Origin of the sequence: Kurthia senegalensis, from assembly GCF_000285595.1 — a bacterium.
GTDB classification, from domain to species: Bacteria; Bacillota; Bacilli; order Bacillales_A; family Planococcaceae; genus Kurthia; species Kurthia senegalensis.
This window is the reverse complement of sequence record NZ_HE611066.1, coordinates 159,991-182,035: the sequence shown is the minus strand read 5'-3', so window position 1 is coordinate 182,035 and position 22,045 is coordinate 159,991. Positions and strand designations below refer to the sequence as shown.

The 22,045-nt window shown below is 43.1% G+C and carries 15 protein-coding genes, 1 pseudogene and 1 riboswitch; all 16 genes and pseudogenes read left to right on the top strand.

Features of this window, described 5'->3' with window-relative positions; translation table 11 throughout:
• The first annotated feature begins 23 nt into the window (after positions 1–23).
• Positions 24–2,171, top strand: a complete 2,148-nt coding sequence (locus tag KSHG_RS08220; protein WP_010304480.1) for a DUF4430 domain-containing protein — start codon at positions 24–26, stop codon at positions 2,169–2,171.
• The gene (locus tag KSHG_RS18955; protein WP_261797761.1) at positions 2,149–2,271 is read left to right on the top strand and encodes a hypothetical protein; all 123 of its coding nucleotides are present in this window, start codon (positions 2,149–2,151) and stop codon (positions 2,269–2,271) included. Before KSHG_RS08220 ends, KSHG_RS18955 begins: the two co-directional genes overlap by 23 nt.
• 35 nt (positions 2,272–2,306) lie before the next feature.
• A complete protein-coding gene (locus KSHG_RS08210; protein ID WP_010304479.1) occupies positions 2,307–3,977 on the top strand; it encodes a prenyltransferase/squalene oxidase repeat-containing protein in 1,671 nt (556 codons plus the stop codon).
• The gene (locus tag KSHG_RS08205) at positions 3,974–4,507 is read left to right on the top strand and encodes a DUF4430 domain-containing protein (protein WP_010304478.1); all 534 of its coding nucleotides are present in this window, start codon (positions 3,974–3,976) and stop codon (positions 4,505–4,507) included. The genes KSHG_RS08210 and KSHG_RS08205 overlap by 4 nt, the downstream gene beginning before the upstream one ends.
• Complete coding sequence (locus KSHG_RS08200; RefSeq protein WP_010304477.1) at positions 4,504–4,956, top strand: hypothetical protein; 453 nt, start codon at positions 4,504–4,506, stop codon at positions 4,954–4,956. The genes KSHG_RS08205 and KSHG_RS08200 overlap by 4 nt, the downstream gene beginning before the upstream one ends.
• Before the next feature lie 5 nt (positions 4,957–4,961).
• Positions 4,962–5,366 (top strand): energy-coupling factor transporter transmembrane component T, encoded by a 405-nt coding sequence (locus KSHG_RS08195; protein ID WP_010304476.1) that lies wholly within the window; start codon positions 4,962–4,964, stop codon positions 5,364–5,366.
• Positions 5,333–6,784: pseudogene (locus KSHG_RS16505) on the top strand (ATP-binding cassette domain-containing protein); the annotation flags it as partial. The gene KSHG_RS08195 and the pseudogene KSHG_RS16505, both read left to right, overlap by 34 nt.
• A 198-nt stretch (positions 6,785–6,982) precedes the next feature.
• Positions 6,983–7,900 carry an AAA family ATPase gene (locus KSHG_RS08185; RefSeq protein WP_010304475.1) on the top strand — a complete coding sequence of 306 codons (918 nt, stop codon included), beginning with the start codon at positions 6,983–6,985 and terminating at the stop codon, positions 7,898–7,900.
• A gap of 12 nt (positions 7,901–7,912) precedes the next feature.
• A complete protein-coding gene (locus KSHG_RS08180) occupies positions 7,913–8,944 on the top strand; it encodes a DUF58 domain-containing protein (RefSeq protein WP_010304474.1) in 1,032 nt (343 codons plus the stop codon).
• Between the two features lie 12 nt (positions 8,945–8,956).
• A complete protein-coding gene (locus tag KSHG_RS18310; protein WP_147630511.1) occupies positions 8,957–9,193 on the top strand; it encodes a hypothetical protein in 237 nt (78 codons plus the stop codon).
• Complete coding sequence (locus tag KSHG_RS08175; RefSeq protein ID WP_010304473.1) at positions 9,166–10,923, top strand: transglutaminase-like domain-containing protein; 1,758 nt, start codon at positions 9,166–9,168, stop codon at positions 10,921–10,923. The genes KSHG_RS18310 and KSHG_RS08175 overlap by 28 nt, the downstream gene beginning before the upstream one ends.
• Complete coding sequence (locus KSHG_RS08170; RefSeq protein WP_010304472.1) at positions 10,920–11,144, top strand: hypothetical protein; 225 nt, start codon at positions 10,920–10,922, stop codon at positions 11,142–11,144. Before KSHG_RS08175 ends, KSHG_RS08170 begins: the two co-directional genes overlap by 4 nt.
• A 182-nt stretch (positions 11,145–11,326) precedes the next feature.
• A riboswitch (cobalamin riboswitch) is annotated at positions 11,327–11,504 on the top strand.
• Positions 11,505–11,752: 248 nt separating this feature from the next.
• Positions 11,753–13,042, top strand: a complete 1,290-nt coding sequence (locus tag KSHG_RS08165; protein WP_010304471.1) for a prenyltransferase/squalene oxidase repeat-containing protein — start codon at positions 11,753–11,755, stop codon at positions 13,040–13,042.
• A 25-nt stretch (positions 13,043–13,067) separates the two neighbouring features.
• Entirely contained in the window at positions 13,068–16,088 is a 3,021-nt protein-coding gene (locus KSHG_RS08160; RefSeq protein WP_010304470.1) for a hypothetical protein, read from the top strand.
• Positions 16,089–16,123: 35 nt separating this feature from the next.
• Positions 16,124–16,462, top strand: a complete 339-nt coding sequence (locus tag KSHG_RS08155; protein ID WP_010304469.1) for an Ig-like domain-containing protein — start codon at positions 16,124–16,126, stop codon at positions 16,460–16,462.
• A 70-nt stretch (positions 16,463–16,532) separates the two neighbouring features.
• Entirely contained in the window at positions 16,533–22,034 is a 5,502-nt protein-coding gene (locus tag KSHG_RS08150; RefSeq protein ID WP_010304468.1) for an Ig-like domain-containing protein, read from the top strand.
• The last annotated feature ends 11 nt before the right edge of the window (positions 22,035–22,045 follow it).

Here is a 22,045-nt window from a genome sequence, read left to right as displayed (position 1 = left end):
GCAAAGGGGTGCAAATTCAAACAATGAAACTAGTCAAACATCGACTTTTCTTGAAGGGAATGGCTTTATTTTTAATCGTCGGCCTACTCGGTTTTACGTTTTTCAATCAAACGGAAAAACAATATGCAAACGTTTTACTCGAGCCGTTGCAACCGACTTCTAGCGTGCCATTAGCGTATGCGTCCGTTAAAGGGACACCGATTGAAACGAAAGAAAAAATAGAAGGTAGTCCATCGAGGGAAACGAAAAAAACGAGTCAATCGGACCGTTCTTCGTCACGAGAAAAACAAGAGCGTCAGAAGAACACGCAGCAACAAGTAGACGAAACACAATCTTCTACATCACCGAATGTGGCACAAAAAGAAGTCACTTCTACGAAACCTTCGACGAAAGAGCAACAAAGCGTGGCAACGAAAGGAAAATCTTCTAAAAGCCAGCAGCGAAGTGCATCGGGTGAAGGAAAAGAAAGTAAAACGAAAAAATCAAATGCTTCCGATCAGACGAAAGGGGCGCAAGAGAAAGAAACATCGACGTCTAAAACGGTTGTAACAGGTAAACAAGATACGAATCCCTATTTCACAACGTCTATTCAAGACGGGGAAACGGTTACAAAGTCGACATATGGCTTTACGATTACGTATAAAAATAAAGCAGACGATGTAAGCCAAACGACCGTCATCGTCAACGATCTACCCGTTGCGGATTTTGATGGTAGCATCACGCTTCAACAAGGGGCGAATCGAATCGTCATTCAAGTAACCTACGGCGAAGGGGAAAAAGAAGAAGTCGTTGAGCGGCAGTATACCGTTTATTACGAAGAAAATAAACTCGTGATTCGTACGAATTTACAAGACGGATTGGAAACGACATCGAAACGAATCGAATTTGTAGCGAATGCGATGTTTAATGAAACGACGCATGCGGTGGACGTGTTACTCGACGGGGAAGAACTGGCACAAAACGACGAGCATACGTACGAAGCTTCTTTACAAGTAGGTATGAATGAGTTTACGATGCGTGCAACTTTAAATGGTGAAACAGTCGAGAAAAAATACCGTGTGACGTACGTGAAAAAACAGCAACGCATTAACTTTGAAACGGATTTGAAAAATGCACAAGTTTCGAATGCCGAACTTTTCTTCACGGCCGCTGCTTTTGCGGGAGATAAAGAACTCGAGATGAGTGCAACGCTCAATGATGAGCCGCTGGAAGAAGTGAATGGCACGTATTACGACTTGTTGCAAAATGGGAAGAACATCGTCGAATTATCTGCTACGCTCGACGGGGAAACCGAGCGTGAAACGTATACGATTTATTACACGGAACCTGAAGAAACGACGAATGAAACCGTCCCAGATGACAAAGACGGTCCGCAAATTGTGACCGATTTGAAAAATGGTCTTCAAATGCGCGGCTCGATTCGTAATTTGATGATTTGGGCGACGGATGCGAGTGGTAAAAAGCTACCAGCAAGCGGCGTTGCGGTGACAGTGAATGGCAAAGGGGCTCAAATGATTTGGGCGGATAGTGAAAAAATTAGTTATAAATTGAAATTAGAAGAAGGCAAAAATACCGTCACCGTAAAAGCGTGGGATGCGCAAGGACGAATCGCAACGAAAACGTATACGGTGTATGCGAAAAACGTCGATGAAGGCAAAGTGATCGGCACGGCTACGATTAGTGTAGAAGCGACAACCGTCGGACTCGGGAAGTTAATTCCAGAAACGAAAGTTGAGTTGCACGAAGGGGAAAGAGGCTCTTACGTCCTTGACCAATTGCTTCGCGAAAATGGCTTCACGTACAGAAATGATGGCACGCTGGACGGCGGTTTTTATTTGAAGAGTATTGCAAAAGAGAACATGAATGCGTCATTACGTGTGCCGAGTGATCTCGATAAAATCGTACAAAAACATGCCGAATACTACAATGCGAAGTCGTACACACCGAATTCATTAGGTGAATTTGATTTATCAAATGGTTCTGGTTGGATGTATAGCATTAACGGCGATTATCCGAATTACAGCATTGCCGATGCATACTTTTTAGATGGCGATGTCATTCGATTACGTTACACACTTTTTTACGGAAATGATATTAATGGGGGCGCTGCATTAGGAAATGGCAGCAATGAAGGGGATTCAGCGAACAATGAATGGAATAAAGAATGGTAAATGGTGGTGCTTATTTTTCGCATGTATACTATGCGTCGTCATGCGCGCACCGAACGTCTACGCTGAAACGCTTGATTCAGCGACGTTAAAAGAAAAATAACCGCAATCGTTAATTGGAAAAAAGAACAACAAAGCGTGCCGCAAGACGAACCGCTTTTATCAGAACCTTTTTTACGAGATGCCGGAACGAGCAGTGTAGACTGGTATCCGTTCGGTATGGGGCGTGTCGGCTATCCAGACGATTACGCATCTTACGTGGCCATCATGCGTCAAAAAGTGTCCGAACGCTATCAATTGCCTGGGAAATTAAGTGAAGCGAAGGCGACAGAATGGCATCGTATTTCACTTGCTTATTTAGCTTCAGGTGGCGATGCGACAGACGTTTCCGGACATAACTTAATTGCGGATGGTACGTATGATAGAGGGAAAACAGCAAACCTCGGTACACAAGGATTAAACGGTTTAATTTGGGCATTATTGACGCTCGATGCGCTCGATTATGACGTGCCGAAAAATGCTTTTGAACAACGCGCGGACATCATCGGTCGCATTGAAGCACTGCAACTGGAGAACGGTGGCTTTTCAATTGACCAAAAAGAAGCGGACGTCGATATGACCGCAATGGTTTTAACGGCACTAGCACCGTATTATAACGACGAAAAAACGTACGAACATCGCCTATTTAAAACGACGACTGTACGTGAGACGAGCGACCGTGCGCTGCAGTGGTTAAGTAAGCAACAGCAAGATACGGCCGATTTTATGAGCGGCGGCATTGCCAATTTAGAAAGTACGGCACAAGTGGCAGTGGCACTCACATCTTTACACATCGATATTGAAACAGACGCACGTTTCATCAAAAAAGGGCAGAACGTGTACGATGCGATGATTCGCTATGAACTACCGACGGGCGGCTTTATTCATGCGAAGACGTACAATGCGAGTAATCCGACTTCGAAACCAGACGAGGCGAATTCGATGGCGAGTGAACAAGCGTTGTATGCGCTCGTTGCCTTGTTGCGCCAAGAAGAAAAATTACGAACGTTGTACGATTTACGTCCGGAACAATCTGCGCAAACGAAAAAAGCGATTGCCGCTGCGACGACAAAAATCGAACAGCTTACGACAAATGAAAATACGTGGCAACAAGCGCTGCGTACGTATGAAAATGTTCCGCGTGAAGAACGTCGCTACGTCCGTAACTATGCGCAATTAGCCGATGTTGTGAAAAAGAAAAAAGGGACGCTGCCCGCAGATTTAACGGAAAATAATAAGCAGTCTATATGCATAAGTCCGATGCCGACGCTTTTCGAAACGAAATCGACCGGCGTTACGGAATTAACGGATGCGGATGCCAAAGCGGTCGCAGCTCTTTTAGCAAAAGAACCATCGACAGAGCAAGAAGTCGATGTAGCGAAGGCGCTCGATCGTTTCCAACGAGCGAAAAATGCAACGAACTATACGGACGAACAGCGTGCATTAACAAAACGACAAGCGGACATTGCCGATGTGAAAGAAGCGATTCAACAATTGAATGAGCGGATTTTACAACAGCTCTATCCTTTCGACGCATTAACGTTAAAAGATGCGGCACATGTCGACGAAATTATGGCGTCGTACGAAGCACTTCCTACGTACGACCAACACCAAATTATTAAATATGAAGATGTCGAAAAAGCGCAAACACAAATGAAAGCGTTACGTCAAAAACGGTACATCACTTACGGAGGAGTCGCGTTACTCGTCGTCGCCATTACGGGATGGATAGTATGGAAACGCCGCCAACGTAAAGAGGACAGCGTATGAAAAAGGATCTGTTAATCGGCGCTTTCATTTTACTCATTGCGTGTGTCCTCATTACTGGCACGAAATTTCAAACGGTGGAAGATTATTATGCGACGCATGCGGACGTCATTACGGAGAATGATGACGTCGTGACGTTATCGATTCAAGCGAAAGTACTCGCTGACAATCCTATGTTACTGAAACCGTCATTGCGAGCATACGTGCCGAAAGATGGGTGGATTTTGAAACCGAAAAATTACGTATTGCGAAGCGGAGATACGGCATTTGATATTTTGCAGCGAGCTACTCGGCAAGAACGTATTCAAATGGAGTACCAAGGTGCGAATGCCAATGTGTATAAAAGTGCGTACATTCAAGGAATCAATTACGTGTACGAGTTTTCAGCGGGTGAACAAAGTGGCTGGATGTATCGCGTAAATGGCGAATTCCCGAATGTCGGAGTTAGTAAATATACGTTGAAAAATAAAGATCGTATCGACATCATCTATACGACGAAACTCGGAAAAGATATAGGGGGAGAAGCAGAATGACGTTTCAAACGTATCATCCACTGACCGTCATTTTTTATTATAGTGCATGGCTCACGATGGCAGTGCTGACGAGACATCCACTCGTCGTGCTACTCGTGTTGTTGTTGACATGTATTCACTTTCGGATGCGGACACCACGAAAAGAAGCGAATGCGTTCATTTTGTATGACATTTGTGTCGTGTTACTCATCGTTATCGCAAGTGCTGCTTTCAAACATAACGGTGTGACGCCGCTCTTTTTTTGGAATGACCAAGCGGTGACGCAAGAAGTGCTCTTTTGGGCTGTGAGCGTCGGGTTACTTTACTGTGCCATTCATTTAATGTATGTGAATGCGGTGCATCATTTAGCGACGGATCGTTTTCTTTTTGCTTGTCGCCTATTATCGCCTGCGCTCAGTTTTTTCTTACGCAATGTTTGTATTTCGTACCGACATGCCAACAACGCTTGAAGGCGATGCACCGCGCACAAAAGTCGATTGGCTTTTATGCGACGGCGAGTTATGTCGATCGTCTACTCGGTTGGATGAAAGTGCTGTTTGAAAGTTTGACGTGGGCTTTCGAACGAAGCTTCCAAAAAAATGATGCGATGCGAGCGAGAGGATACCATCTGAAAGGGAAGACGGTATTTCAACTGTATCGCTTTCACGTACGAGATGGAGTTGTGATTGGTATGACCGTCGCCTGTATCGGTTTATTTTGTAGCCAATACGCGGGAACAGCCTTTGACTACTTCCCAGAAACGAAAGACGTTCATTTATCAGCAATCGCGGGATGGAGCGTGGCAATTTGTGGGCTTTTACCGATTGCGATTGATGTGAAGGAGAGATGGAAATGGCATTATTACAACTCGAAAATGTAACGGTTCAATTAGAGGGCATGGAGCGACTGAAAGCGGTGAATTTAACGATAGAGAAAGGTGCTTTCGTGACGATTTTTGGACCTTCTGGAGCAGGGAAATCGACTTTGCTTAAACAACTGAAGCCGACATTCTCGAACGGGGAGAGACAGGGGAATATTTATTTTCAAGGAACGGAACTAGCGCAGTTGTCTGAACGTGTGCAAGTAGAGGCAATTGGCTACGTCCACCAAATACCGGAAGAACAACTCGTCGTAGAAGACGTATGGCATGAACTCGCTTTCGGTTTAGAGAACACCGGACATTCAACGCATGAAATGAAAATGCGCATTGGGGAAATGGCACATTTTTTTGGTATTCAACATTGGTTCCATAAAAAAATATCGTCTCTTTCTGGAGGGGGGAAGCAACTTGTGAATTTAGCGTCGACACTCGTTCTACACCCGAATGTCTTAGTGCTAGACGAACCGACTGCCCAATTGGACCCGATTGCAGCGAAAGAATTAATCGAGCTACTCGGTCGTATCCATCGTGATTTAGGCATGACGATTATCATCGTAGAGCATCGATTAGAAGCGTTATTGCCGCATACGACGGACTTCGTTTTTATGCAAGACGGGGCCATCGTATTGGCGGATAAAAAAGAACGGTTTTTCCAACAATTTATGCAAGACGTGCCATCGTGGAAACGGTATTTACCAGCTGTTATTCAACTATCACAAGCAGTCGACGAAACGCGGCAACCCGCTTGGACGCTTCGGGAAGGTCAGGAACGTTTAGCACATTGTGTACCACTTTCTGCCCCAACGTATCCTACTGTACAACAACCGAATATGCCTATTTACGAAGCGAAGGACGTGTCTTTTCGTTATACGAAAGACGGGCAGGATGTGTTACGCAACGTCTCACTCGCTATTCAAAAAGGGGAAATAATGAGTGTGATTGGAAGTAACGGTGCAGGGAAATCGACGCTGTTGCAAGTGCTTGCACGACAAATTGCCCCGTATAAAGGCAAGTTGTTTTTTGAAGGGAATCGGTTGAAATGGTCGAAAAAAATCCAACACATACGATTCGATTGTTACCACAAGATCCGTTGCTCTTATTTTTAGAAAATACGGTACGTGCGGATTATGAAGCGTTTTGTAAACGACAAGGGATGACGAAAGAACAAATAGAAAGTCGGATAGATGAACTTGCCACGTCGTTACAACTTCATGCGTTACTCATGAGACATCCGGCTGATTTAAGCGGTGGTGAACGACAAAAAGTAGCACTCGGCAAGCTGTTGTTAGACCGTCCGACACTCTTATTGTTAGATGAACCGACGAAAGGGCTCGATCCGGTGTCGAAAGAAAGCTTACAAAAAATAGTGCAGCAGTTGCGAGAGGAAGGAATGACGATTGTACTCGTCACGCATGATTTGAATTTTGCAGCGAGCGTATCGGATCGTTGTGCGTTGTTTTTCGACGGGGAAGTATTGCCACCGAAGCGACCACACGTATTTTTCAAAAACAATCAATTTTATACGACAGCAGCGAATCAATTAGCGAAACCGTTTGAACCGTCGATTATTTTGACAGAACAATTAATACATAGCATAGAGCAGGGGGACGACAACGATGAATAGCAATGAATTAATAGTAGAAATGAACAAAGTCGTACGAGGGAAAGAAGCAGAAATTAAAAAAGTGTGGATGGCTATTTTAGCAGACGGTCATATTTTATTAGAAGATGCGCCAGGTGTCGGAAAAACGACGCTCGCTCTCGCATTTAGTAAAGCGATGCAGTTGTCATTTCAGCGAATTCAATTTACACCAGACGTGACGGCTTCGGACATTGTCGGCTTTAACTATTTTGATAAAAACAAAAATGATTTCGTTTTTCATGCAGGGGCCGTAATGGCGAATTTCGTACTCGGCGATGAAATCAATCGAACGTCTAGCCGTACGCAATCGGCATTGCTCGAAGCGATGGAAGAAGGTGCTGTGACCGTCGACGGACAAACGTATGCACTACCCGAACCATTCATCGTGATGGCGACGCAAAACCCGATTGGAAGTGCGGGCACACAGCCACTGCCACAAGCGCAACTAGACCGCTTCATGATTAAGCTATCGCTAGGCTATCCCGATTTTGAAAGCCAAGTCGCGTTATTGCGAGACCGTCAAACCGGTCATCCTTTAGAAGAAATGACAGCGGTTTTAGACGGTGAAGCACTTCAAAAAATGAAACGAGAAGTACGAGAAGTGCGCATTGTTGACGAATTGTTAGCTTATATTACACGTGTGACGATTGCGACACGTGAGCATGCATCTATTTTACAAGGCATTAGCCCACGTGGCGCCCTCGCTGTTTGTCAAATGGCAAAAGCCCATGCGTATTTAGCGAACCGATCATACGTCATACCAGAAGATGTGTTAGCCGTTTGGGAGCCGACGTGCTTGCATCGCCTTGTCGTCTCTTCGACGGCAGACCGCGCGACTATTTTTGCGGACGTCATTGCTTCTGTTCCGACACCTGATGAGCAATTGGCGTAAGGAGGAGAGACGATGAATAAGTGGATTTGGACGATTGTGACGGTTCTCCTCATTAGTATGACCGTTTGGGAGCCAACAAGCTTCTCGGTATTGTTACTTGGCATTTGGCTTCTTTGGAACGTCGTCGCTTCGTTATTGGCACGGTTCGTCACACGTCAATGGAACGTGCACATAGACGTGACAGAACGCGCTTTAAAAGGTTCGGCCCACGAGTTGAAATTAACGGTGACACAACGTGCGAAATGGCCTATTTTTCAAGGCGTACTCGACATTCGTGCCGAACATGTATTAAGTGGAGCGGTGATGAACGAGCACATTCCATTCTCCCTCGGTGCAAATGATGCGATGACAATTTCGTTACCCATCGATACGACGTATTGTGGTGCGTGGCGATTTGAGACGGCAGGCATTCGTGTCGCGACAGGCTTTCCTTTTTACGTTAAGCGCTACGCTGTACAAAAAGAGGCGACGATGCTCATCTGGCCAAAACCTTTTGCGATGGAGTTACTGTCGCCAAGTAGTGCCGACGACTTGTCAGCAGTGACGCTTCGCCAAAAAGTAACGACAAATGAAACGAATGAACGGTTAGGCTTACGACCGTATCGCATGGGGGATTCGATGAAGCAAATTCATTGGAAGCTTTCAGCGAAGCAAGACGAACTCGTCGTGGAAGAACAGTTAGAAGAAGAACAAGCAGCGGTGCAATTGTATGTAGAAAAAGCGACAAATGCGGCACAATACGATACGCTGCTTTCAGTTTTATTTGCATTGCTTGAAAGCTGCAAACAATCTGCAACGGCTGCGCATGTTTTCGTCAATGAGCGCGCGTACGAAGCGACACAATTGAATGACATCGCCTTTCAATTATTGACAGGACAGCAAACAGAAAAGCCTCGTGGTTCATACATCGCACTCGTCGCAAATGAACAAATACATGATTCGAATGCGACCATTTTACAATTGCGTAGCGCAGGAGAAGACTTTTCGACATACGAATTTACGGCGGAAAACGTTCAACAAAAATTGGCACGGATTGTGTTATAGGAGGGTTTCAAAGTGACTGGACAACGCAGATTTCAAACGACCGAAACCCTATTTATGCCACTGCTCGCTTCTTTATACGTCGTTGCTATGCTATTAGGCATACGTGACGCATGGCAACTGACGCGCATTCCTTTTTGGACGGTAGCCCTCATCCCCATTACCGTCTTTTTACTTTCATTTTTTAACTGGACACGCTTTCGTTTTTTTATGACGGGACCATCGTGTTATGTCTCGTCTCTTTACCGCTAACGATTCGCGGTATGACCGCTATATATAACGATATGGCAACGACGATTGGACGTGAAAAAGGCATGTATTTGCCCCAATTTGCGAAAGAAGGCTTTCTCTTACCGACGACGCTCTTTTTCTGCATCATTTGTGGCATCGTACTCGTCTATATCGGACAAAAAAGATGGCGTACTCCGTATGCGATTGGACTCGGTTTGTATGTTTTACTACCGCTTCTTTTCGGACTCACACCGTCTCTTTTTTACACCGTTTCTGTCGTCAGTTTCGCCGTTATTTTACTCGCAATGCCCCGTTATTGGACGATTAAATCGCTCATTTCGTGGGGAATTGCTCTCGGTTGTTTCGCCCTCGCGTTAAGTAGTGCCCGTTTCGTACCAAACATAGAAAGTCCGGTACAAGCGTACGTGAAAGAGCAGTGGCATACGTGGCAATACGGGGAAAATACGACCGATTTTTTAACGGATGGCGATTTGACAAAACTTGCTGAAGGAAAGACGAAAAAGCAAGTCGTTTTGTCCGTTATGATGGAGCAACCGACTGCTCTTTATTTACGCGGGTTCGTAGGGGCTCGTTATGAAAATAATCGTTGGCAAGCGCTGTCACATGAAGCGATATACGATGCGCAACCGTTATTAACGAGCTTGAAAAACGCATCACTCGACAGTAGTTTATTACTTAGTCAAGCGTATGCACAATCGGCACAATCGGAAAAGAGCGCCGTCCATATTTATATGAAAAACGGTACGACGGCACATCGTTTTACACCGTACGAACTCGCTTCTTCTCCTTCATCACCAGGCTTTTTAGATGATGGTCGGAACGAGCAAACGCTTCAATCGGAAACGGATCATTACACGTATATGATTGAACCGAAAGCGGTTGTTCACTATCCGATTACGAGTTTGGACGAGAAAGATGAACCGTATTTAGCCGCTGAAAATCATTACAACGTTTTTGCATATGCGCATTATACGAAATTATCCAAACGAGATGACATGCTACTTACAACACATATGGGCGCAGCACCGAAAACACGTACGACGTATGCGCAATCCATTAAAAAAGTACAATCTTTCTTATCGAAAGAGCTGCGTTACGATACGGAAACGAAGCAGCTACCAGCACATACAAACTTTTTACAATATACGTTGGAGCAGACGAAACGGGGTTACAGTCCGCATTATGCGACAATTGCGACGCTCGCTTTTCGTCATTTGGGCATTCCAGCACGTTATGTGGAAGGCTATACGGTAACGAATGAACTCGTCGATGCGAAGCAACCTCTTACAGAAATTAATGTGACGGGGAAAGAAGCACACGCTTGGACGGAAATTTATATGGATCAACTCGGTTGGGTTCCGGTAGAGGTCACACCAGGCTTTGCGAAAAAAATGCCCGAACTTGAAACGCCAAGTGCGAATACGATGCCAGAAGCGTCCGAAGCACCTTCGCAAGAAGCGACGAAAGCGCAAGGCGAACAAGCGGGAACGAATCAACATGTAACAGAGCCGAAACAAACAGTCGACCCCGCTCCTAAAAAAGAAAACGTACGCTTAGCTATTGGGTCTGGGGACTTCTCGCGTTCGTCGGCATTTTGCTCGTATGTACCGGCTACGTCTTGTGGAATCGCCGAACAATTCGCAAACTTCGCAAACAAATGCGTTCTGAAAATGAACAAATCGTTGCGATTTCGACGCTGCAACTTGTCGAATGGCAACTCCAACATATGAAACGTTGGCACAATCCACACAAATCGTTACACGCATTCGTAGACGAAGTAGAAGAACCGTACCGCGTACCGCTTCAGCAATTGTTGACGGCTTACCAAGCATCACGCTACGGAGCGGAAGTGGTAGATATGTTGCCAATATATGAAGAAATCCAAGAAATCATCGTAAGACCATACAATCGTCCTAAACGAATGTACTACTTTTTACGAGGGTGGTTATAAGTGATTTTTTACTAAATAGTATGTTCCATAAATATAGCTGAATGGCTTATTTACGCACGAAAATATTATATTTTTTGTAATTAATGTATAAATTTATCTCAATTTGTAAAAAAGATGATAAATTAAAAATTCTGATTATTTTACGTGAACATACTGTTATAATAAAAGTAATAAAAATCAATGATATACCAATTCAATAAGGTGCTATGTCGCATAGCTTAAAAAGGAATCAAGTGAAAATCTTGAACGGTCCAGCCACTGTAAGAAAGTTTATTTTTTCCGTAAGCCACTGGGAAACTGGGAAGGCGAAAAAATAACATACTTTCGAGTCAGGATACTTGCCTCATTGTTATGAACACCACCTTCTTGGATTGAGGTACGGGTTATTTCGCTGTAGGCTTTTTTGTGCAGGTAACGATGCGTCCATTTGTCCTAATCCTTGAGGGGGTTAGGGCTTTTTTTATTGGTTTGAATACAGACAAAGGGGATTACTTTATGAAAAAAATTCATTTTTACTCAAAGCAACAGTCGCATTAGGGGTCGCATTAAGCGCAGTACCATTCGCTGCACACGCACAAGCGTATGACCCGAACGAGGATTATAAACATTTGGACATTCAATTTTACGACGATGAAAAACCAGCAACAGGCTTTTACATTAATGCCGCATCGAACTACATTTTGGATACGGTAACGAACCCACAAGTAGGTTCTACTTCTGGAGAATGGTCAGTCATGGATTTAGCTAGGGGTGGCTATACCGGATTTGATTATGTGAATCGTTTAAATGAAAGCGACTTCAATGAGACGTATTTATCAAATTTATATGCTTATATCGAAAGTAAGGCGGGTGTACTTAGCACGACGAAATCAACCGAGTACTCTCGTGTGACGTTAGCACTGAGCGCATTAAACGAACAAGCCAATCCGGTAGGCGATACAGGGCTTTCGATTGTGGACCATTTAAATACATCATTTGCCTTCTCGAAAAAACAAGGTATTAACGGTCCGATTTGGGAACTGATCGCGTTAAATACGAAAGACTATAATTTTTCAAATGAGACAGGAGAAGGTGATTGGAATACGAAAGGGAAAATGCTCGACTTTATTTTGAACGCTGAAATTGAAGGTGGCGGTTGGTCCCTTTTCGGAGCAGCTGACCCCGATATTACAGGGATGGCATTGCAAGCACTTGCACCGTATTACAATCACTTATCGAAATATGAAGAAACAGGTGCAACCGTTACATACAAAGAATTTATGACGAAAATTGACCGTGCCGTTCAAAAACTAGCGACGATGCAAGGAGAGAATGGTGGGTATACGGCGTGGGGAAATACGAATGCAGAAAGTACAGCACAAGTGATCGTTGCTTTAACAGCTCTCGGTCAAGATCCGACCGCTACCCAACTTTCTTTACCGACGCTCGGAACGCATGTGGCGTTTAATGATGGGGTTGGTACACAAGACGGCGTGACAACGACGAATACGATAGAGGCCATCTTATCATTTTATGCAGCGGGTAGTGGACAAGCTGTCAATAGTGCTGGATTCCGCCATGTAACAACGGGGTATGACGGCGGTGGCGGCTCAGGTGTAGGCGTGAATGCAATGGCAACGGACCAAGTACTGTACGCATTAATTGCGTATGATCGTTATCAAAAAGGTGAAAATACGTTGTATGACATGACCGATGCACAAAGTACATACACAGCTAAATCGTATACAGTAACGTACGTTTTCAAAGACGGTACGACAAAACAAGTAAGCTATGCACCATACGCAGCAGTAGATTTACTTGATACGGCAGCAGCATGGGAAACTGCTGCAAAAACAAGTTATGCATCAACGGAAACGTTAGCGATGCCAGAGAAGAACATTACGTTGTACGAAAAATAAACGGACATAAAGGGGAGCAAAACAGATGTTTATGAAAAAGGGGAGCTACTTATTTTTAGCGAGTAGCATTTTAGCATCAACCGTCGTAACAGCAATTCCACCGTCGAATGGCATTGTAGCAAAGGCAGTAGTAAATAGCGAAAAAACAGAAAAATTGACGCTGAAAACGACGTTAGAAGATGGCTTAAAAACGAAAGCAAATAATTTATCATTTACGATTTGGGCAGAAAATGCAGCAGGTACTTCTGTTATTTATAATGGTACAACGGTTACGAATAACGGAAAGACCGTTGAGCATAATTCTTCACAATCTGACCAATCATCATTCCGATATAACATAAAGTTATCAGAAGGCGATAACGTTATTAAAGTAACTGTTAAAAACGGCACTGACATACTGGAAAAGGAATATACCGTAACGAAAGAAGCGAGTTTAGAAAATAAAATTGGCGATGTCGTATTTAGTATCGACACATTCGTATTAGGAAAAGGATACGTCGTTGAACCGATTCGTATTCCGATTACAACCGAAACGAAGTATGAAGATTTGTTAAAACAATTACATTATACGTTAGCTTACAAAACTTCCGGCCAACTTCTTTCAGGAGATTTTCCGAATTTAGCGGATGGCATTTCTACTTTACCGGAACCTATCGAAAAATTATTTAATAAAGGTGATCTCCCTGATTTAACCGATCTGGATTTATCAGACGGATTAGGGACCCTTTCTGACTGGGAATTAGATTTAGATACATTTGATTTATTTAATAGTGCTGGCTGGCGAATTACGCATAACAATGTCGCGATTCCAATCAGTTGGGGAGACGATACAGCCTTAGTTTATTTACAAGACCAAGATGTTATTCGAACACAATTTACGTTTTATAACGGAGCAGAGCTTTCTAGTTTTGAACAACTGACAGCTAACTTTTCCGCTGTTTCACGAGATGAAGCACTTCGCTCATTAGCATACATTAATAGTAGTGAAGAGAAATCTGAGTTGTTACAAGATGCTGATATTGCGACAGCGTATGAAGCACTTCAACATACGATTCAACAGTTCGGTATTGAACAAACTACTGTAGATGAGCGAGTAGCGGCTTTGAACGAAGCAGTTGTAGATTGGGCTACTGAAACGGATGAACGAGAAAACGCATATATGGATGATTTTACGAATGCGCAATTACAAATGATCGCGAGTCGTTTGGACGCCTTAGTCGAGCAACTTCCTTCATCCGATGATGCTACGTTGGTGAATTATGATGACGTGATAGCTTTAACAGAAAAAGTTGCACACTATCCAGAAAAAATTGTCTCAAAAATGAAGTATGCCAATCAATTGACGCAATTAAAAGTTTTTCTAGACGATCGTCTTTCCACGACTATTCAATCCATTATGACAAAAATTGATGCATTGCCAAGTAGTGATGAAATGACTGCAGAAACGAAAATCGCCTTAGATGATATTCAAAACGTATATAAAACGATACCAACATCACAAAGAGTACGAGTTACTAATTTTAATCAATATGAAGAGAGCGTAAAAGCATATACTCAATTTGAAAAAATCCAAGCAGTTGAAGCACAAATTGCGGCATTGCCGACAGTGGCGAATGTGCAATTGACGGATGAAGAAGCTATTCAAGCAGCACGCGCAGCGTTCCAAGCACTTGCGGCAGATGCACAGGCACGCGTTTCGAACGAAGCGGTATTGCAAAAAGTAGAAGAACAATTACTGACGTTAAAGGAATTAGCTGTCGGACAAACAGAAGCTGTCAAATCGATTACAAAAATCATTGATACGCTGCCGAAAGCAAGCACTATAACGCTCGCACATCAAACGCTTATTCAAACAACTTATGATGCGTTCGTCGCTTTAAGTGCTAGTGAGCAAAAAAATGTAGCCAACGCGTTTGATTTAATGGTAGCGAAAGCATTAATCGACGATTTGGTAGCGAGTGAAGTACGCAAAAAATCCGTAGAGGTTATGACGAAAATAGCAGCTTTACCAGCGATTTCATTGTTGGACGTAAGCGATGAACCGGCTTATGTACAAGCGCAATTTGCCTACGATGTTTTAACAGAAGCAGAGAAAAAAGCGGTAACGAACGCGGAAACATTACCGGAAATCGCCGCACAACTGGCCATCTTAAAACAAGACGTAACGACGGTTAAAACGATGATTGCGAATTTACCACTCGCTTCTCAAGTAAGTGAGACGAATCGTGAAGCAATCGAAAAAGCGCGTCGTGCGTACGAAAGTTTAACAGTAGCACAGAAAAAAATGGTGACGAATAGCGGGACGTTAGAAGCGGTCGAGTTGAAGCTTGCTGAAAATCAAACAGCCCGTGTACAACAAGTCGTAGAAACGATTCAGCGTTTACCAGTCGCTATTACAGTGTCACAAGAAAAAGCGATTGCGAATGCACGAGCGATGTACGATGCGCTAACGTTACCGAATCAAGTACTCGTAACGAATTATGCGACGTTACTTGATGCGGAAGCACAGCTTGATACGCTCATCCGAGCAGATGAAGAAGCCGCACGAAAAGTCGAAACACTTTTATATGAATTGCCATTTACGATTGTCGCAAGTGATGAAGCGACTGTCACACAAGCGCGTAAAGCGTACAATAAGTTAACCTTTGCACAACGTTTATACGTGACGAATGTGGAACTTTTAGAACAAGCGGAAGCGGCACTCGTTGCGCTAGCAGAGAAAGACGTTGCGGCAGCGCAAAAAGTAGTGAAAGCAATCGACGCATTACCGACGAAAGCAAAATTAAAACTGACGAATGCGACAGCTTTGAAAGCCGCACGTACGAAATATAGCGCATTGAAAACGACGCAAAAACAATATGTCGATAATTATGACGTGTTGTTGCAATTGGAAAAGCAAATGGTTCTTTTACAAAAACGTGATAAGGCACTTAAAGTGAAAGACATTGATATTGATATTCCGACGATTAAAAACACGACGAAAGTAATTCAAGGCTATGTGACACCAAAAGCAAAAGTCGTCGTTTACAAAGGAACAAAAAAATAAAAGCGGCAACGGTTGATTCAAAAGGATTTTATAAAGTGACGATTCCGGCTCAAAAAGCGAAAACGGTTTTATCATTCGTCATTTACAATGAATTAGGCAATCGCCTCGTAACGAAAAAAGTCACGGTGAAAGCGGCGAAAGTAAGTGCTGCCAAAACGGTGAAAGCAACGCCACAAAAAGTGACGGGCAAAGCGACAAAAAATACGAGTGTGTCGATTTACAAAGGAACGAAAAAAATAAGAACGACGAAAGTGACAACGAAGGGGACGTTTGCCGTATCTATTCCAAAGCAGAAAAAAGGAACGGTTTTAAAAATTATCGTTGCCGATACAGCGGGGAATAAAAGCACGGCGAAACGAATTCAAGTGAGATAAAGACCAAAAAAATTCGTATGAACATTCATACGAATTCTTTGCATATTACGAACAAATGGGGGAGTTTGACATGTACAAAATGAAAAGAGGGCAGCATTTATTTTTAGCGACGACGATGTTATTTTCAACGTTTGCGGCATCGACTGAGTGGACCGTACCAATGCAAGCATCTGCTGCAGAAGCGACGACGATTGACTTCAGAACGACGCTAAAAGACCGAACGACGAAAGCGGACCGCCTCACATTTGATGTGTGGGCGAATGACCGCGCAACGGGTATTCAAATTGCGAAAACCGAATTGAGCGTTACGCAAAATGGCAAACCGGTTGCGATTAATTGGCACGATTCTGAAAAGACGAGTTACACATTAAACTTACAACAAGGCAAAAATACGATTGTTATTGAAGTGAAAAATGGGGCAGATACGTTAACACGCACGTATACGATTACACAAGAAGCGGCAAAAGACGGGGAGACGATAGGGGATTTCGTCTATAGTTTAGAAACGTTCACGCTCGGAACGGGCTATTTAATCGAGCCGCAGCGAGTTGCGCTCATTAAAGGCTTAAATAGTGCCCAATTATTAGATGAAATGCTGACGAAAAATAAGTTTACGTATAAGCATACAGGAACGCTGGATTCGGGATTTTACTTAGCACATATTACGAAAGAAAAAAGCAAAGTAATTGAAAAATCAGCCGTTCACGTTCCGACTGTTATTAAAAAAGCAGGAACGTCGATGGGTATTCCGATTGACGAGCAAGATTTCGCAAATGAATCGTCTCTCGGAGAATTTGATTTTTCAAGAGGTTCTGGCTGGATGTATTCGGTGAACAATATTTTCCCGAACGTCGGCTTTGCGGATCACTTTTTACAAGATGAAGACGTCATGCGAACGCAATTTACACTTTTATACGGCTCAGATTTAGGCGGAGGAATGGTCGGAGAAAATGTCTTCGATTCTTTCTCGAAAGATGAAGCGACACGTGCGCTTGCCTACGTGAACAGTAGTGATGAGCGACAAGAAATTTTGCTCGATCCGGAAGTGAAAGAGGCGTACGACGAGTTGATGGAGGAAATTAAAGTCGTCAATCCGAAGCAAGCGACACTCGATTTAGCGACGGGGCAGCTAGACGGGGCAGTAATTGATTGGGCACAACAAACAGCGAGTCGAGAAGCGGCTTATACGGAAGATTATACGCCTGAACAAAAGCAATTTTTAGAAAATAAAGCGTCTTATGAAGCTCAAATTGCTGCACTTCCTGCCGTAAGTTCTATGACGACGGCTGATTTTGAAGCGTACCGTATTTTTAAAGAAAAATTAGATCGACAATTAGCACCGAACGAACAAAAATTATTAAGTAATTATACGAAGCTGAAGGCGATTGACGAACGTTACAACGAACTATCTGTCGACTTACCGATTACGCTCGCATTGCAAGAAAAAATCAAACAGCTCCCGAAACCAGATTACGTGCAACTAAAAGATGCGGAAACGATTGCGTCGATTCGTAAACAATACGATGCGCTGCAAGCAACGAGTAAAAAACTCGTTAAAAATTACGCGGTATTCGAAGCGGTAGAAGCACAGTTGAAAATTTTGCAAAGTCGACAATCGTTAATGAATGACATCGCTACATTGCCGGAAGCGACAACTATTTCAACGTGGGATCTTGAAAAAGACAAAGCGAAATACGACGCGTTAAACACAAAAGTGAATGCCCTCATTACGACGTTTGATGACATCGGATATGACTCGGATGCGTACGACCAAAATATATTTTCGGCGAAACAATATGACATTTTAAATTACGATAAACTTTTTGCGACAAAGACAGCTATCGTACAACTGGAAAATCGTTATACGGTCGACTTATACAAAAAAATTGCAGCACTGCACATTCCGCTGACGCAAGGAGATTCAAAAGTAGTCGGACGTGACCTACCCGACATTGTCGATAAAGTGAATACGGCGATGACGTACATTCAAAAAATTCCAGAAAGTCAAAAATCACTAGCAGATGAAATGCGTTTGTATGCATATGGACAAATGGACATCCCGAGCATTGAAAAAACGCATAAGGACATACATTCAGATGAATATAAAGCGGTGAAAAAATGGGAAACGACGATGAAGACGGCGAAAACGATGCAAGAGAAGCAAGCGGTCTTGGCGGAATTTCTCGCATTTTCAGATGAACAGTATGAATTCATTCAAAACATACGACAAGCCGAACCTCTTTTCATTGAAGTGTACAAATTACAATCAGTGGAACAACAACTGGCAACGCTACAAACGATGAAGGCAAAATTGGGGAAAGTACTTTATGATAAAACGATGGGGCTTCGCCACATATCGAATGTTTACACACAGTTTTACGATGTGACGATGCAACAGACGTTAACAGAAGAACAAGAGAAGACACTTGAAAAAGTAGACATCGCGAACATTGCGAGCTTACCTGTTATGAAAGTAGCACAATTAGTCGACATCCCCTTTTCATTTAAAGACGTCTTAAGTTATGAACGTGCGAGCGTATACGTGGACGAATTGTCAGATGCACAAAAAAATCATTTAACAGAATCGGCGAAAAAAATACTCGACACGTTTAATGCGAATAAATCTTCAATTGACGAACAATTAAAAGACTATTACGCAGGAAAGTATGAGTCACAGTCGTTACAATTTTTGCCGTATGAAAATATAACGCTACAACAAAGCGATGCAAGTAATCGCAAAAAAAATTACTTCCTATGGGATCTCGACACATTTGCGAAAGGGCCGGAAATTAACAAAGCATACAACGAAGCGGTGGAAAGGTATTATACTAATCCAATGTTTTCGTACATATACGGTAAACAAACGATTATATTTTCACCAATCGACCGTGTCGGCTTAAAAGGACTGGAAGATTCGAAGTTACAAGCAGTTTCCCAATATATGCAGCTTAGTACGTCTCTTCCATCACTCGATGCGTTGAAAAATGCAGACCGTGCGAAAGTAGCACAAACGATTGACGAAGCAGATATTGTCTTTAAAAAGATACGGAGCTTTGAAATGAAACGTGCATTGTTCGGTCATTCTTTCAAAATAGAGGTGACGAAACAACGATTAGCCAATTTGAAAGCAGCCGAAGTAGTAGAACAACAAATTACACAGCTCCCGTCGCTTGCTCATTTGAAACTTTCAGATGAAGAGGCGTATCAACGAGTGCAAACAGCTTATGAAGCGTTAACTGTACAACAACAGCAACTCGTAACGAATGGAGAACAGTTACAACAGTTAACGGACGTCTTTTCGAATATCGAAGCGATTCAACGCGTAGATGATGCGATTTCCTCTTTACGAGAAGCGGTGACACTCGAAGATGAGGAAAAAATTGTCGAAGCTCGAAAAGCGTATGATGCATTGCCAAAAGGGGCGCAAGCATTCGTGCAACAGACTGCCAAACTACAAGCAGCCGAAGCGCTTCTTCTACGCTTGAAAAATGTGAAAGCGGTGAATGTATTATTCGCGGCATTGCCACAAATAGAGGCACTCGTCGAAGCAGATCAAGTTCGTCTAAAACAAGCACGCACAGCATACGATGCACTTACTGAAGAAGAAAAACGCCAAGTCATTGGCTATGATAAATTACAGCAATTAGAGAAGGCACTTACACAACTTTCAGATGAGACGAAAGTCGTTCAAAATGTAAAAACGCTCATCGGGAATTTACCGACAGCAGCTTCTGTGAAATTGTCTGATAAACAAATGATTCAACAAGCAAGAAAAGCATACGATGCACTGACAGAAACACAGAAATTACGTGTTTCAAATTATGAGTCACTACGTCGTGCTGAGGTGAAACTGGCGGAGCTTTTAGTAAATGCACCAGAGGAAGAAGCACCACTTATTTCGTTTGAAAGTTCGGAAGAAGCACTCGCTGACTTCGCTAATAAAATTACGAAACTTCCAACGAGTGACCGTATTACTGTTGCGGACGGGGCTCAAATTAAAGCCCTTTATAAAGCGTTCAATCAACTGAGTACTGCACAACAACAATTGATTCCGAATCAGTTGGAATTAAAAGTTGCGGTTGCGACGTATGAGTCTCTTTTAGCGACAACTCAAATGGAGAAGGCAACGATTATTTCACGCCAAATTATGGCTCTACCATTGATTGGCACATTGGATTTAGGCGATGCTAATACGGTGACTGAAGTAAGACGAGGATTGACGAAACTAACAGCAGTCGAACAACAACTCGTGTCGAATGTTTCGACGTTAGAAGCAGCCGAAGCACGCCTTGTGACATTACAACAAGAAGTAATCGAAGTGAGCAAAGAAATCGCTGCGTTACCGATACCATCTCAACTAAGTCAAACAGATGCCGAGGCACTTGAAAAAGCGCGTGTTCATTATGAAGCATTAACAGCAGAACAGAAAAAACGTGTGATGAACGAATCGACGTTAAAACAATTAGAACAATTATTTGCAGCGGCACAGCAATCGAACGTGCAATACGTCATGCAAGCAATCCATCAATTGCCGACAACGGTCACATTTGCGCATGAAAAAACAATTCGAGCTGTTCGAGCGAGCGTCGAGGCCCTTTCATCGTCAGAAAGACAACAAGTGACAAATCTTTCTCGTCTAGTAGATGCTGAGGATCAACTGATCGCTCTTTCAGAAATCGATTCGAAACGTGCGGAAAGTGTGATCGCACAAATTCAACAGCTACCCATTATCGTTCAAAAAACGAATGCAGCTGCGGTTCAAGCGGCACGTCAAGCGTACAATCAATTGACGATTACACAACAATTGTTCGTCACGAATCGCGACGTTTTAGAACGTGCAGAAAATCGTCTCGTTACTCTGACAGCATTTGACCGAAGTAAAGCAGCAGTCGTCGTAGATTTAATCGACCGTCTTCCAATCGTTCGCTACGTTCGCGTGGACGATAAAAAGCAAATTACAGCAGCTCGTAGTGCGTACAAAGCGTTGACGAAAACGCAACAAACGTATGTGACGAATGTCGCACAGCTTCAAAAAGTGGAACAACAATTGAAAAAAGTAACGGCACAGGCGAATGCATTGAAAGTAGCAGATGTCGGGTTGACGGTTCCGAAAGTGTTTACGACGACCGCAACGATTTCCGGCAAAGTGAATTCAAAAGCAAAAGTCGTCATTTACAAAGGCAATCAAAAAATGAAGACGGCAACGGTTTCAAAAACGGGCACGTATAAAGCAACGGTTGCACGACAAAAAGTGGGTACGACATTAAAAGTTGTCGTATACAATGAACTCAACCAAAAGCTCGTTCAAAAAAGTGTGAACGTGCAAAAAGTGAAGATTAGTGCAGCAACCGTAGTGAAAGCTAAAACAAAATCTGTTCAAGGAAAAGCGGCAAAAAACAAAAAAGTATACGTCTTTAAAAATAATAAGCGTATTGCCACTGCTAAAACGACTTCCAAAGGGACGTTTACCGTAAAAACAACTTCTCAAAAAGTGGGAACCGTATTATCGGTCGTTGTCGTCGATGCTTTTGGAAATAAAAGTGTCGCTAAAAAAGTCGTCGTACGCGGGTAATAGGTTAGACG